The following is a 12,900-nucleotide window of genomic DNA, read 5'->3' as shown; positions in this document are numbered from 1 at the left end:
GAGGAAGGTAAGACCATGCAAGCAGCTCGTCCGGCCATCGAACGAAAAAACAATGAAATGAAGAACCATCACGATTTGGCGCATACCCATAAACGAACGCGTGAGAAGCGGCGTGTCGATGCAAAGGTGAGCAGTATCGTAGTTAATATAAAAGTGATGGTGAAACAAGTAGGTAGTTTAACACTTGGTTTCAAGCGAAAAAAAGAATCTCCCTTACCAAGGGGGAAGTCTGTCCATATAGCTGTTTAAGGTAGATAAAATGGGGCAAAGATACGCCGAATTTGTCGTATAAAAGGAAAAATTTAGCCCCCAAGAGCCCATAGGGGTCCTTGGGGGCTATTGAATCGACAGTCTCCAAAGTACAACTTTACACGGATAAGTATGCGCAAGTTCCCGTATTACATCACTTGGGCGTAGATTTTGCCGAAAACCTTTATAAACACTCTCAACCAAGGATGAAGGATGGCACAAGCTGTTTTTTTATTTAGGCGGGATGGAGAGCGTTATCAGATTTTGCATCCTGAGCTCTATATAGTAAACTAAAATAGTTGGTAAATATTTGATGAGATCTGGTTTTACAATGAGGAGGAGAAAACAGGATGGAAAGCTTTGGGGCTTTGATAGTGGAACGATCAGAGGAGCAGTTTACCGCCAATGTGAAAGATCTGAGGCTGGAGGATTTACCGCCAGGTGAAGTGACGATCCGTGTTTTATTTTCAGGAATAAATTATAAAGATGCTTTGGCTCTTAGTCCGTCCGGACGCGTTGTGCGTGCCTACCCGATGGTACCGGGGATTGATTTGGCCGGAACTGTCGTAACTTCGTCAGATGGTCGATTTCGTGAAGGTGATGAGGTGTTGGTGACGAGCTACGAGCTGGGTACAGGGCATTATGGCGGATTTAGCGCCTTTGCGCGTGTGCCGGCTGACTGGGTCGTGCCTCTCCCGCAGGGATTAACACATCGCGAGGCGATGATATTGGGTACGGCGGGATTTACCGCGGCGCTCTCCATACAACGCATGGAGGAGAATGGGCTAAGCAAAGAGCAGGGACCCGTGCTAGTTCGTGGTGCAACTGGCGGAGTTGGCAGCAGCAGCGTGTCCATGCTGGCAGCGCTTGGTTATGAGGTGGAAGCTAGCACAGGGAAGTCGGCGGACCATCAGTACCTGCTCGATTTAGGGGCTAAGCGGGTATTGACGCGGGAAGAACTTGCTCCCTCTGTTAGCAAGCCGCTGAATAAGGAATATTGGGCGGGCTCCGTCGATCCTGTTGGGGGCGACTCCCTTGCCCATGTGTTGAGCCGGATCAAGTATGGCGGTTCCGTTGCCCTGAGTGGTTTGACAGGTGGCGGTGAGTTCGCCGCGTCGGTATTTCCTTTTATCCTGAGAGGTGTGAATGTGTTAGGTATTGATTCAGCTGCTTGCCCGATGGCGGTTAGAAAGCCTCTATGGGAGCGTATTGCAAAGGAACTGAAGCCGAAAGGCTTGGAACAGACGGTCCACCAAGAGGTTGCGTTAGATGGCGTTACGGAGGCTGCTAAGCAGGTTCTGGAAGGGAAGGTCAGAGGGAGAGTGCTTGTTCGATTGTAAAAGGGGAGGCTGGTGCTTCTTCCATTTCAGGAAATAAGGAGAGATTAACGTTGAAAATGCGCGTTTCTGCAGTGCAATATCATTTGCATACGATACATAGTTTCGAAGAGTTCGCTGCGCAGGTGGAGCATTATGTGAAGGTGGCTCAGGAGTTTGAGGCGGAATTTGTGCTATTTCCTGAACTGTTTACGACCCAGTTAATGTCGATAGGTGATGAAAACGGTAAGGCACTGCCCATCGAGGCATTGCCGTCGTATACGGAGGCTTATCGATCACTTTTTCAGGGGTTGGCGAAGCAAACGGGGATGCACTTGATCGGTGGCACACACATTACCTCCGAGGAAGGCAAGCTGTATAATACAGCTCATTTATTTTATCCGGACGGGCGGATTGGGGAGCAGAAGAAGCTGCATATTACCCCGACCGAAGTGAAGGAATGGAATATGGGGGCTGGGGATTCCTTGCAGGTTTTTGATACGGATAAAGGACGCATTGCGATTCTGGTCTGTTATGATGTGGAGTTTCCAGAAATCGTCCGGATGGCGAGAGCCCGCGGAGCGGATGTGCTGTTTGCCCCATCGTGCACGGATGACCGGCATGGATTCCATCGGGTACGTTATACGTGTCATGCTAGAACGATCGAAAATCAAATCTACGTGGTCACGACGGGGACAGTCGGTGCATTGCCAACAGTTGATTTCATGAGGGGGAATTTCGGACAGGCCGCGGTGATCACGCCGAACGATGTTCCTTTTCCGCCAAAGGGAATACTGGTAGAAGGCGAGATCAACGGTGACATGGTTGTCACGGCTGATTTGGATCTGGAGCTGTTGAACCTCGTTCGGGAAAAAGGCTCCGTCACCACATGGCGTGACCGTAGAACCGATTTGTACACAGATTGGTCCTAACGAAGTGAGATCAAGGGGGCTTACAGTGCACTATGAATTTAGAAGCTGCCAAAAAAGTTATTGATCCGGGAAAGTTGTACGTCAAAAAATTATACGTCTTCGACGGGGAAAAACCGATCGAAACTGTGATTCGCAATTATGGAAAAGCCGATTTTGAGGCGCTCATTCGCGTTCAGCAGGAAAGCTTTCCTCCGCCATTTCCATCTGAGCTATGGTGGAATGAGGAGCAGCTCACGGAGCATGTCACCCGATTTCCCGAAGGGGCGCTTTGTGTAGAGGTGGCTGGTCAGGTTGTTGGGTCTATAACAGGGCTACGCGTAGAATATGAGGAGCAGCATGCGGCTGACCATAGTTGGTCAGCTTTGACGGACGATGGGTACATCCGAACGCATCATCCAGAAGGCGACACTCTTTATATTGTAGACATATGCATTATGCCGGCTTACCGCAAATTTGGTCTCGGCAAGCTGTTGATGGAATCTATGTACGAAGTTGTCGTGCATCTAGGTTTAAGAAGGCTGCTTGGAGGCGGGCGGATGCCGGGCTATCACAAGCATGCGGACGTGATGAGTGCAGATGACTATGTAAGGGCTGTTATGGCAGGCGAGTTGAAGGATCCGGTTATTACTTTTTTGCTGCGCTGTGGCCGGACGCCTGTGCAGGTTGTCCCTGACTATTTGCAGGATGAGGAGTCGCTTAACCACGCGCTTTTGATGGAGTGGCGGAATCCATTTCGAATCTGATGAAGGAGTGAAGTTCACATTATGGAGTATATACGGATTACAAGCATAGACAATCCCTTGTTTCGGAACATGCATAATCTGATGAAAGAGGTATTTCCACCGGAAGAGGTGCTCGAATACGCATTGTGGAAAGAACCGCTGGAGGACCCCAGTATCCGAGTTTTCGTAGCCGTTCATGAAGGGAAAGTCGTTGGTACAACGGAGTATCGTTACTATGATGACTTCCAAGTGGCGATGACGGACTTCACTATCATTGGTCAAGCTGGGCTTGGTATCGGTCGGTTCCTGGCGCGGAAACGTTGGAACGATCTGGAAATATTAGCGGCTGAATCTGGTAAGCCAATGCTGGGGATGTTTGCTGAGATTTATGATCCCTATCGGATCGAAAATCATGCTTTCGGAGGCGTGAAGCCGATGGATCCTTATGTGCGGCGTGAGGTGTTGTCGCATCTGGGCTATAAGCGGATCGACTTCCCATACGTTCATCCCTCTTGGGAGAACAATGGGGAAGCGGTTGAGGAACTTGATCTCTGTTTCTTGCCGACAGATGAGGATCAAGCAGAGTTGGACGCAGGGATCGTGGCTAAGTTCTTGAAGCGCTATTATTCCGTTTTGGCGAATAAGCCGAAGGCGTGGCATGACATGGTGGAGGAACTCGAGGGGAAAGCGACGTTGGCGCTTAAACCTCTTTAGAAGGGGATGGGTAGGAGACTCTAGAGGCTTCTATCTTCTAGGAATAAGGTGAAAGTTTATGGATAAGAGTCTTTAAAGGCTGTTATTCGGAAGAATTTTGTTTGAAATGCTTTTTTTAGCATGGATAACAGTCTCTAGAGGCTTCTATTTTATTAAAAGCTACTGAAAATGGAAAAATAGGAGTCTCTACAGACTCCTATTTTCGTTGAGAAGTTCAATATTAAGTGCTCTGTATAGCATGACGAACTGCTGCTCCTTTACTCCCTACCAACCAAAATCCAATGTCTTTCCAGTCTCCGCCAGCGTCTTGATATTGCTCAGAATCATCCACCAACTAGCCTTGGTAGTCTCGAAGCTTGGGTGGTTAGGTGTCCAATTATCATTGACCAACGTTAGTTTGGTGCAGCTCCCAACCGTCTCAAGTGACAACGTCATTCTAGATTCAAAGTCCGCATGATTCGGGTTGTATGATGGACCGGCATGTTCGGTACAACTGATGAGCTTTTCTGGTTCGTAAGCTAAAATCTTACCGTATACATGAACGGTTTCCTCACCGTCATTACCTGGCCCCACGTATGCATAATCGGACCCAATCTCAAAAGTAGACTGGAGCACACTGCCAAAAAGAATCTTGCGCGTCCCCTCCGGAGTCACGAGAATATCCCACACTTCTTTAGTTCCTGCACCAATGTAAAATTCGTATTTAAGTTCCATATACTTCCGCTCCTTTGGTATGTGATAAGATTAAGTATAGATGATCGTACAACCTATGTATTGTAAAAACGCGACAAGGAGTGAGCGAAGTGATTCCCAAAGCCTCCAAGCCCAGCCTAGGTATTATGAATCTGCAGCAAGGCGAGCAGAAATTCCAGCTTTCGCGACATACCCCCTCCGAAGACTTGGCCTATTTCATCCGACATTACTGGATAGTTAGATGGGATTTAACCGGCCAGGAGCCTTATTTGCAGCATGTTATCCCGAATCCCTGCGTCAATCTCCTCGTTGAGCCGGGACGTACAGCCATCTATGGTCCAGGCAAAGAGAAGTATGGGCATTATCTGCAAGATCAGGGATGTGTGTTCGGCGTCAAGTTCAAGCCTGGCGGTTTTTATCCTTTTATTAGGGAGCCGATTTCCGGTTTGCTGAACAATCCGATGAGCATCCAGAGCATATTTGGCATAGATCCACGTCAACTTGAGACGGATGTTTTTGCTCAAAATGAAGAACATCTGTTGGTTTCACATATCGAGCAGCTGATCCGTCCCAAGCTTCCCGAACAGGATGAACAGGTCGCTTTTATTAATCAGATCATCGATCATATTAATCAGAAGCCCGATCTCACTAAAGTCGATACCCTCTGCGATTACTTCAATGTGAATAAAAGAACGCTGCAGCGTCTGTTCGACCACTACGTCGGAGTTAGTCCCAAGTGGGTAATTAAGCTAGCGCGCATCCAGAACGCTGCCGAGGCGACGGATCTAAGCCAGAGGCATAACTGGTCCAAGCTCTCCATGGATCTCGGTTATCATGACCAGTCGCATTTCATCAAGGACTTCAAGTCCATTATCGGCCAAACTCCTGATGAATATGCTCGACTTACGGTATGAAAAAGAAGGACAGGCCGCTTGCTGCCTGTCCTTTCTATTTGAAGGGGATACTTTATCCTGCTGCCTACAGTTTAAATCGGTGAGCCATGAATTGCATTTCTGAGGACATGATTTCCAATGATTCCGAAGCGGATGTCAACTCCTCCATTGCTGCGAGCTGCTCTTCCGTAGATGAGGAAATCAGATGTGCCAAATCATTGGTCTGGTTCGCCATTCGTTCAATTTCTTGCAAGGAAGCGGCGATTTCCTGCGAGCTGGCAGACATCTCCTCAGCAGCTGCCGAAGCTTCCTGCACTTGATTCACAACGCTCCGCGTTGCGTCGAGAATCCGAACAAAGGCTTGACCCGTATGCTGTATTGCGCTCACACCTGCAGAAACCTCTTGCTCGCCTTTTTCCATCGCCTCACCAGCTTGCTTCATATCTAGTTGGATGTCTTGGATCAGCTCAGCAATTTTAGCAGCTGATGCCGTAGAACGCTCAGCCAGTTTCTTGACCTCGCCCGCTACGACCGCAAATCCTTTACCTTCATCTCCAGCGCGCGCAGCTTCAATGGATGCGTTCAAAGCGAGAAGATTGGTTTGAGTGGAAATATCTGTGATCACTTGGACGATGTCCCCAATATGCTGAGAACGTTCCGTAAGTTTCTCAACAATCTTCGCAAGATCACCCACTGTAAGACTTACAGCATTCATTTGCAAGGTTGTCTCCTTAATCAGGTGGTTACCTTGCTCCGCTTCCTTCAGCGTCATCTCTGATGCTTCGTAGGCGGCAGACGAGGTGGTCGCGATCCGCTGAATTCCAACAGCCATTTCTTCCATCGCTGTCGAGCTTTCATTGACACTGCGGGCCTGCGTTTCGTTGCTTATGACCATATCTTCAATAGAGGTCGATATTTGATTACTCGCTGTTGTCGTTTCCCCAATGGACTGGTTTAGTTCATGAGAAGAGTCCGTTAACTTATCTGAATTAGCTAAGAGTCCTGAAACAATTTGGCGCAAATGGTCGTACATGAATTGAAAAGAAACCGCAAGCTCACCAATTTCGTCGTTATTACTTACTTTTAATTGGGCTGAACGAAGATCTCCCATAGCGAATTGCTCCGCCTGATGGGCAAGCCGCTTAATCGGTCTGGAAATATGGAAGGCAAACAACGTCATCACCAGGCCTCCGATTATTAAGCAGCAAATTAATGTAATGAGGATCGTATTCAAAATGTGAACTTGTCCCGTATTGTAATCCTGCATATAGGAGTCTGCCGAAATGATCCAACCCCAATCTGAGTTCGTGGACTTAACGTAAGCAATTTTTTCCCCTTCTTTTGTAGAATTGGGAAGCGGCCAATTATAGATCGTGAAATCTCCTCCGCTGTTTCCCTTTTGAATCATATCCTTGATGTAATAAAAGCCGTCGTTCGTCTGTTTATTTAAAATATTTTGACCTTCCAAAGATGGGTGTGCCAGCAAATCGCCGTTCGTATTCAAAATGAAGAAGTACCCGTTGGCGCCGAGATTGATATTAGGATTGATTGAACGTTTTCCATCCTTCTTTGCTCCAATCAATAGTTCCTTCACTCTTTCCTGAGCATCCTCTTTTGACATTGTTCCCTGTTTCGAAGCTTTTTCAAAGGCAGCTGTCAGCTCCAAAGCCATCTCGACTGAATTTTTCAAATTACTTTGAATTAATTTGTCGGTTTCTTTGGTTGAAACATTATAAGTAATGGCCCCTAATACTAATATGGGTGTTAACAGTAAAAGCAGAGAAACCAACATTAGTTTTTTGTGTATGGTTAATCGCCATATTTTTTTATTTTTCGACATCTATACCCCTCCTCATGTCCATGACTATAGGCCTAATTGTAAAATAAGTGTGAAATTTTTGCCATTGGTTTCCTAGCCAATATGACGTCACTTCATGAACTTTTTGTGAAATTTTACCTATTGAACACAGGAGCATGGATCTGAGAGAGGCAAAGGGTTCATTAGGATTTTTGGCGTGATATGTAGTTTTTCACGTAAGACCGAGGTACTTTCGAATCGGGGTTACAGGCGTCTCGTCGTGGAGCAGGGTCACAGGATCAGGTGAACAACCAGCTCCTCTTCGATGGACCTTCCAAAAAATTAAAGAACGGGGTGCCGGCATGAAATTGCCGGCACCCCATTCTTTGGTATCAAGTGGTCGCGCGCCGAGCGACGCGGAGATCTAGCGGCAGCCATGCTGCGTGCACAAGCATGTGCGCCACGATGGCAGCGGCGAGGCCATGCTGCCAGAACAGCCAGCCGCAGTAAAGCGACACCCACAGGTTCAGGACGAGCATCGCCGTCCAGAACCTTGGGGTGAGCTTGCAGCCTGCGGCAGCATACGAAGGCGCGTGCCCAGCTGCGAACGCGATGCCGCTCACGAGGATCGAGAGCCATACCCCCGTGGCGGTAACACCGCCGCCGGGGGTTAGGAGCGAGATCAACCACGCTAGGAGGCTCAGGAGCCCCCAGCGAATGAGCACTTCCTCGACGACGGTGGCGTCGTCAAGCCATGGCCGGAATACGACGTAGTATCCGGCCAAGAAGACCGCGGCTCCTGGTGCGCCGACCAGGAGTCCTGCGAGGAGCTGCGGGCGCAGCAGCTCCCAGAGATCTGCGCCTTCGCCTTGCGCGAAGGCGAGAAGGAAGGGATCTTCGAGTCCGGCGCGGGGCGCGAAGTAGGCGCCAACAACGGCCAGCAAGGTAACGATTAGGCCGGTCTGTGCGAAGACGAGCAGCCGAAGCATAGGTGCAGGCGGTAGCTTCTTGCCTTCTGGCATCGGAAGGCGGCCTAGGGTATGCACGATGCCGTAGGACATCAGAGCCAGCCCCGGGAGGCAGCTAATAAGTAATATATATACAACAGACCATTGGAACACAGGGCACCATCCTTTTCTAAACGTTTACAATCAACTAAAAATCGAGGGCCAAACAACGTGCAAAAAGAAGTCCCCAACCATATGAGAAAGGATGGCATATTCCAATCCTTTTTTCCAATACAGATATCCGAAGAAAATCCCTAAAAGACCGTTACTGATGAGTGCTCTGACGATTAGCGCAGGAGTAAGCTCTCCGAATAGCGTTTGCGTAGCCGGTAAATGTCCAAGCCCGAACAGCAGAGCTGCCACGATGATAGCTAACCCATACAGATAAGTCGGGATATGTGTACGATTTCTGAGAAATCTGGAGAATACCCATACGAGCAGAGTCATCAAACACAGCCGCACCAGCACTTCTTCGACGATACCGCCATAGAACAGCGTTAATGCACCCTTCCATAAGGATACTGATGGAGCGGCAGGGATTGCAGGAAGAAAAGGTTGAAACAAGTAGATTTCCAGAACCAAAACCAACAGAGTACCGACAAAACTCCCTAGGAAAGAGATAACAAGCCATTTTTTTGAAAAGCCAATGAAGCGGCCTTCATTCAACCAACTTCTCCATATCGGCAGATCCAGCCCTACTTTAGCTGCAAGCGAAAGACCAACCCAACTTGCAATTAAGGTCATGACTGTAACCTGAAAGACCATCAGAGCGATGATGACGCCAAATGGAAGGCCGGTTTGATCCATTGTTTGACTCAAACCGCCTGACATTATGGACAACTGATACGGAAGCACAGTGCTTCCGCCAAATGCGCCGAGCAAAGTAAGAGATAGTATAAGTCGTCTATTTTTATGAATCGGAATTGGCATTTGTTCAGTTCACATCCTTGCACGATTACTTTTTGCGTGACCAGATACGGTGAATTTTACGAATAGCGAACAAGTACACGATGGAAGGAGCTGGCGCTTGAATCAAGCCCCAGATGCCCCAGAACCATGGATATTTCGCGTTGCGCTTGCGTGCATCCAGGAACAGCCATGTGCTTTGCGCGAGTAGAAGAAGGGAGAGACATATCCATGCCCAGAGGGGCAGTTTTTCCCATTTTGGATCATTCATAGTGGTGTTCCTCCTGTTTGCGAACGAGAAGCCAGACCAGAGGTGCTACAACAGCGAGAACTTGAAAAGTGATGAAAACAACCGGCTGTGCATGCATCATTGCATATAAGAGGGAGAGCAGCAGTAGAGCGGCTATCCACAATATGAGCAAGTCTCTCCAGAGCTTTGAACGCTGTTTGCTTTGTGTTTCAACGATTTGCTGATCAAACCAAGAGGGGCTTGGCGTGAAAGCCGGAAAGAGTTCATCGAGCCTTTGAAGCCCTTCTTGCAGCTGTTGTGCTGTCATCTCATCCAGACCCACTGGACCTTGATATCTTTGGCCGTCATCCCGATTCTTGCTTCCGTCCTGTTTTGAAACTTCTCTTTTCTTCGGATCCTCCGGTTCCATCTACGCCAGCTCCTTTCGCAATTGTTTAAGTGCATGATGCACTCTGGATTTGACGGTACCTTCAGCAATCTCCAGCATGTGACCGATTTCTTCATAGGTGTAACCGTAGTAATGCTTGAGAATTACTGGAATACGGGCCTCCTGTTGAAGCTCGGATAGTGCGTTCAGCACCTCAGGCCAGTTCTCATTTTGTTGTCCGGCTTGCCACTGCATCCGGCGCAGCGATTGATCTTGCTCTTGTTGTTGCCAGAGCTTTTCCCGCTTTTTTCGCCGTGCCTGATCCAAGAACAGGTTCGTGGCAATCGTGATCAGCCAAGATGAAAACTTCGATTGTCGTCCATTGTACAGTCTGATCTTCTCTATGCACTTGACCATCGTCTCTTGGGCAATATCTTCCGACATATGTGAGTCCAGCGTTATTTTCAACAAATACTTGTAAACAAAAGCATAGTGCTGCTGCAGCAGCAAGGACAGAGCGGCATTGTCTCCCTGTATGGCCTGACGAATTAATTCGTGCTCTTCCAAGTGAATGAACATCCTCTCTGCCTGAATTCATTGATAGTACGAACAGCTCCATTATATCGTTCAAAGATCACGAAAATTTATGTAAAATTATTTATTAGCTTACCACGCCATAGTTCCGACATGTATAATGGCATCAGATAAGATCATTAGAATGATGGAGGGCAAACATGTTGAAACAAGGCATATTACCAAGAGCAGGGCTGTCACCGCAAGAGCTGGAGGAAGTTCGGAAGCTTTGGGAAGTTTGTAATAGCCATGACCATATCGAGATTAAACTGAATTGGAGCACATTATCGGACCGGCCGTCTGGCGTGACGAATGACTTTTTATTTTACCAAAATGACCGTATTGTCGGCTTTTTGGCCATATATAGCTTTATGTCGACGGAAGTAGAGATTAGCGGGATGGTGCATCCAGAGGCGCGGCGCCAAGGTATTTTTGACCAATTGGTTCAAAATGCGATAGCGGAGTGTCGGCGCAGGGAAGTTCCGAAGCTGATTTTCATTAATGAGCGCGGGTCGGAGGGCGGCAAAGCTTTTCTTACGAAACTAGGCGCAACCTACAGTTTTTCTGAATATGTCATGGAGCTTCAAGAGCAAGCAGAAGAGACTCCGCAAGATTTAGATGATAATATTGCCATTCGTTTGGCGGATGTTCAGGATACGGAATTGTTGGTTACGCTCAATATGTCAGGGTTCAACATGTCGGAGAACGACACGAGAGAGTATGTCACCCAAACCATTACCGGCGATAAAGAGCGGACGTGGATTGCTGAGCTTGGAGAGAAGAGAGAGCCTATTGGGAAGATTGGAGCCATGGTCGAAGCGGAAGAGAGTGGATTCATCTATGGTTTTTGTGTAGTGCCGGCGTATCGTGGCAAAGGCTATGGGCGGCGTATTTTGAGTCAAACGATAACGGAATTAAAGCAGCAAGATCATACTAGTTCCATTAAGCTGGAGGTCTCCGTTGAGAACGAGAAGGCGCTTGACTTATACGAATCATGTGGCTTCAAAACGAAGAATGCGAATGACTATTACGTACTTTTACTTAGCTAAAACGTCCCCATCAAGGAAAAGGATAGAGCGGCTGCCATGAGCTGTAGCCCGAACTTAGCGACTGAAGAAGGACCCGAAAGAAGTGCTGGAAAGAAGAATCTGAAAGAAGGACCCGAAAGAAGAACTCGAAAAAAGCGCCCGAAAGAAGGACGCTTTGAAAAAACCTCTCGGGTCTTTTTGCTTTTATAATCCATTGATAAAAAAGGTTTAGAATTCCACATGGAAAATAATGGGGGTTTCGAGGGGGTGGGGTTCGAATGAATTTATCATCTCAACAGAATGATGTTGTAGAAAATACAACAATTCTGCCTAAATCCCGCCTTTTTCCCCTCGATGTTGCATTATGTACAGCAATTTAGCCCAATATAGATGATTTCACGACAAATGGGTTCGAATTGTTGTACAAACTACAACTCTAACGTACAAAATAGCCTTTGGGCATGTGAATTGTTGTAAAAATTACAACATTCGTAATAGCTATAGCCCATCTACCTAACCAAGCTGCTAAACGACTCTAAAATGGAGGTTTAAAGTTATGACTACCAGTTTTAAAGCATCACAATGAATAGACAGTCTCTATCAACAGCATTCAAGCTAGCTTTGGTTAAGCTTAACAACAGAGCACCCTCTGAGCGCTTTTTTAATGAAAAATGAGTTCGGATGAACCGCTAATGATTGTGCCTGTATTCTGGCCTTCACAAATCTCTTTCATGGAGCCAGGCTTATCGAAATTGAAAACATGCATGGGGATATGATAATCACGCGCTAGAATGAAGGCAGACTGATCCATGACCTTGAGATCATTTTGGATAACGTCGTTATAGTGGAGTGATTTGTACTGAAGAGCTTCCTTATGGTGCTTCGGATCTTTGTCGAAAACACCGTCAACCCCCTGCTTCGCGACGAGAATCGCTTCACAGTTGACTTCAATGGCTCTTTGGACCGATGGATAATCGGTGGTGACAAAAGGCTGCCCATTGCCGCCAGCGAAAATAACGATGTACCCTTTTTCCAAGTGATGAATGGCCCTCAGACGGATGAAAGGCTCCGCCACAGAAGCGATCGGAATCGCTGTCATGACGCGAACTTCAGCTTCGCTCTTCGCTTTAAGAACACCGCGCAGCATCAAGCTGTTGATGACGGTAGCTAGCGTCCCGATATTATCAGCTTCGGCCTTCTCAATTCCCCAGCTCTCGCCCATATTCCCGCGAAATATATTGCCTCCGCCGATCACGATGCACACTTCCACACCTAGATTAACAACGGTCATAATCTCATTGGCAATGTGATTAAGCTGCGTTGGATCGAAGCCAAACTCACTATCTCCAGCCACAGCTCCGCCACTAAGTTTAATTAAGACCCTCTTGTACCGCATATCCATCTCTCCTCCCAGATGAGAAAATTTGTACCCATAAAAAAACACTAAAGCAA

The 12,900-nt window shown here is 47.5% G+C and carries 15 protein-coding genes; 7 read left to right on the top strand and 8 right to left on the bottom strand.

The features are described 5' to 3' along the window. The 5 genes from G519_RS0131025 to G519_RS0131005 form a co-directional block, all read left to right on the top strand. A partial coding sequence (locus G519_RS0131025) for a hypothetical protein (protein WP_029197969.1) occupies nucleotides 1–249 on the top strand: 249 nt, incomplete at its 5' end. A 350-nt stretch (nucleotides 250–599) separates the two neighbouring features. Further along, nucleotides 600–1,589 carry an acrylyl-CoA reductase family protein gene (locus tag G519_RS0131020; protein WP_029197968.1) on the top strand — a complete coding sequence of 330 codons (990 nt, stop codon included), beginning with the start codon at nucleotides 600–602 and terminating at the stop codon, nucleotides 1,587–1,589. 50 nt (nucleotides 1,590–1,639) lie between these two features. Then, complete coding sequence (locus G519_RS0131015) at nucleotides 1,640–2,497, top strand: carbon-nitrogen hydrolase family protein (RefSeq protein ID WP_029197967.1); 858 nt, start codon at nucleotides 1,640–1,642, stop codon at nucleotides 2,495–2,497. Between the two features lie 32 nt (nucleotides 2,498–2,529). Further along, complete coding sequence (locus G519_RS0131010; RefSeq protein WP_051253844.1) at nucleotides 2,530–3,240, top strand: GNAT family N-acetyltransferase; 711 nt, start codon at nucleotides 2,530–2,532, stop codon at nucleotides 3,238–3,240. A 21-nt stretch (nucleotides 3,241–3,261) separates the two neighbouring features. Beyond that, entirely contained in the window at nucleotides 3,262–3,933 is a 672-nt protein-coding gene (locus G519_RS0131005; RefSeq protein ID WP_029197965.1) for a hypothetical protein, read from the top strand. A gap of 264 nt (nucleotides 3,934–4,197) precedes the next feature. Here the strand turns inward: G519_RS0131005 and G519_RS0131000 are convergent, their stop codons facing one another. Beyond that, a complete protein-coding gene (locus G519_RS0131000) occupies nucleotides 4,198–4,647 on the bottom strand; it encodes an SRPBCC domain-containing protein (protein ID WP_029197964.1) in 450 nt (149 codons plus the stop codon). 89 nt (nucleotides 4,648–4,736) lie between these two features. Between G519_RS0131000 and G519_RS0130995 the strand changes: the two genes are divergently transcribed. Continuing rightward, nucleotides 4,737–5,540 (top strand): helix-turn-helix domain-containing protein, encoded by an 804-nt coding sequence (locus tag G519_RS0130995; protein ID WP_244280284.1) that lies wholly within the window; start codon nucleotides 4,737–4,739, stop codon nucleotides 5,538–5,540. A gap of 64 nt (nucleotides 5,541–5,604) precedes the next feature. On the opposite strand, the gene G519_RS0130990 is transcribed toward G519_RS0130995, so the two are convergent. From G519_RS0130990 to sigY, 6 genes are all read right to left on the bottom strand, one after another. Continuing rightward, complete coding sequence (locus G519_RS0130990) at nucleotides 5,605–7,359, bottom strand: methyl-accepting chemotaxis protein (RefSeq protein ID WP_029197962.1); 1,755 nt, start codon at nucleotides 7,357–7,359, stop codon at nucleotides 5,605–5,607. Nucleotides 7,360–7,709: 350 nt separating this feature from the next. Then, complete coding sequence (locus tag G519_RS48070; protein WP_051253843.1) at nucleotides 7,710–8,378, bottom strand: CPBP family glutamic-type intramembrane protease; 669 nt, start codon at nucleotides 8,376–8,378, stop codon at nucleotides 7,710–7,712. Between the two features lie 90 nt (nucleotides 8,379–8,468). Continuing rightward, a complete protein-coding gene (locus tag G519_RS0130980; RefSeq protein WP_036634409.1) occupies nucleotides 8,469–9,254 on the bottom strand; it encodes a CPBP family intramembrane glutamic endopeptidase in 786 nt (261 codons plus the stop codon). A gap of 25 nt (nucleotides 9,255–9,279) precedes the next feature. Next, entirely contained in the window at nucleotides 9,280–9,501 is a 222-nt protein-coding gene (locus G519_RS0130975; RefSeq protein ID WP_029197960.1) for a hypothetical protein, read from the bottom strand. Beyond that, entirely contained in the window at nucleotides 9,494–9,889 is a 396-nt protein-coding gene (locus tag G519_RS0130970; protein WP_029197959.1) for a YxlC family protein, read from the bottom strand. The genes G519_RS0130975 and G519_RS0130970 overlap by 8 nt, the downstream gene beginning before the upstream one ends. Next, nucleotides 9,890–10,414, bottom strand: coding sequence for an RNA polymerase sigma factor SigY (gene sigY / locus G519_RS0130965; RefSeq protein ID WP_029197958.1), 525 nt, complete (start codon nucleotides 10,412–10,414; stop codon nucleotides 9,890–9,892). A gap of 167 nt (nucleotides 10,415–10,581) precedes the next feature. Between sigY and G519_RS0130960 the strand changes: the two genes are divergently transcribed. After that, entirely contained in the window at nucleotides 10,582–11,469 is an 888-nt protein-coding gene (locus tag G519_RS0130960; RefSeq protein ID WP_029197957.1) for a GNAT family N-acetyltransferase, read from the top strand. A 640-nt stretch (nucleotides 11,470–12,109) separates the two neighbouring features. Here G519_RS0130960 and pyrH read toward each other — a convergent pair. Next, nucleotides 12,110–12,844: a UMP kinase gene (pyrH, locus tag G519_RS0130955; protein WP_029197956.1), complete on the bottom strand. Its 735-nt coding sequence runs from the start codon at nucleotides 12,842–12,844 to the stop codon at nucleotides 12,110–12,112. Nucleotides 12,845–12,900 lie beyond the last annotated feature (56 nt).

The organism is Paenibacillus alginolyticus DSM 5050 = NBRC 15375 (genome assembly GCF_000422905.1).
GTDB classification, from domain to species: Bacteria; Bacillota; Bacilli; order Paenibacillales; family NBRC-103111; genus Paenibacillus_E; species Paenibacillus_E alginolyticus.
Note: the sequence above shows the minus strand (reverse complement) of the source record. Positions and strands in the feature narration are given on the sequence as shown.

Coding starts and splice junctions, on each gene's coding strand:
- G519_RS0131020 (WP_029197968.1), top strand. CDS start 600: ATGGAAAGCTTTGGGGCTTTGATAGTGGAACGATCAGAGGAGCAGTTT.
- G519_RS0131010 (WP_051253844.1), top strand. CDS start 2,530: ATGAATTTAGAAGCTGCCAAAAAAGTTATTGATCCGGGAAAGTTGTAC.
- G519_RS0131005 (WP_029197965.1), top strand. CDS start 3,262: ATGGAGTATATACGGATTACAAGCATAGACAATCCCTTGTTTCGGAAC.
- G519_RS0131000 (WP_029197964.1), bottom strand. CDS start 4,647: ATGGAACTTAAATACGAATTTTACATTGGTGCAGGAACTAAAGAAGTG.
- G519_RS0130990 (WP_029197962.1), bottom strand. CDS start 7,359: ATGTCGAAAAATAAAAAAATATGGCGATTAACCATACACAAAAAACTA.
- G519_RS48070 (WP_051253843.1), bottom strand. CDS start 8,378: ATGTCCTACGGCATCGTGCATACCCTAGGCCGCCTTCCGATGCCAGAA.
- G519_RS0130980 (WP_036634409.1), bottom strand. CDS start 9,254: ATGCCAATTCCGATTCATAAAAATAGACGACTTATACTATCTCTTACT.
- G519_RS0130975 (WP_029197960.1), bottom strand. CDS start 9,501: ATGAATGATCCAAAATGGGAAAAACTGCCCCTCTGGGCATGGATATGT.
- G519_RS0130970 (WP_029197959.1), bottom strand. CDS start 9,889: ATGGAACCGGAGGATCCGAAGAAAAGAGAAGTTTCAAAACAGGACGGA.
- G519_RS0130960 (WP_029197957.1), top strand. CDS start 10,582: ATGTTGAAACAAGGCATATTACCAAGAGCAGGGCTGTCACCGCAAGAG.
- pyrH (WP_029197956.1), bottom strand. CDS start 12,844: ATGCGGTACAAGAGGGTCTTAATTAAACTTAGTGGCGGAGCTGTGGCT.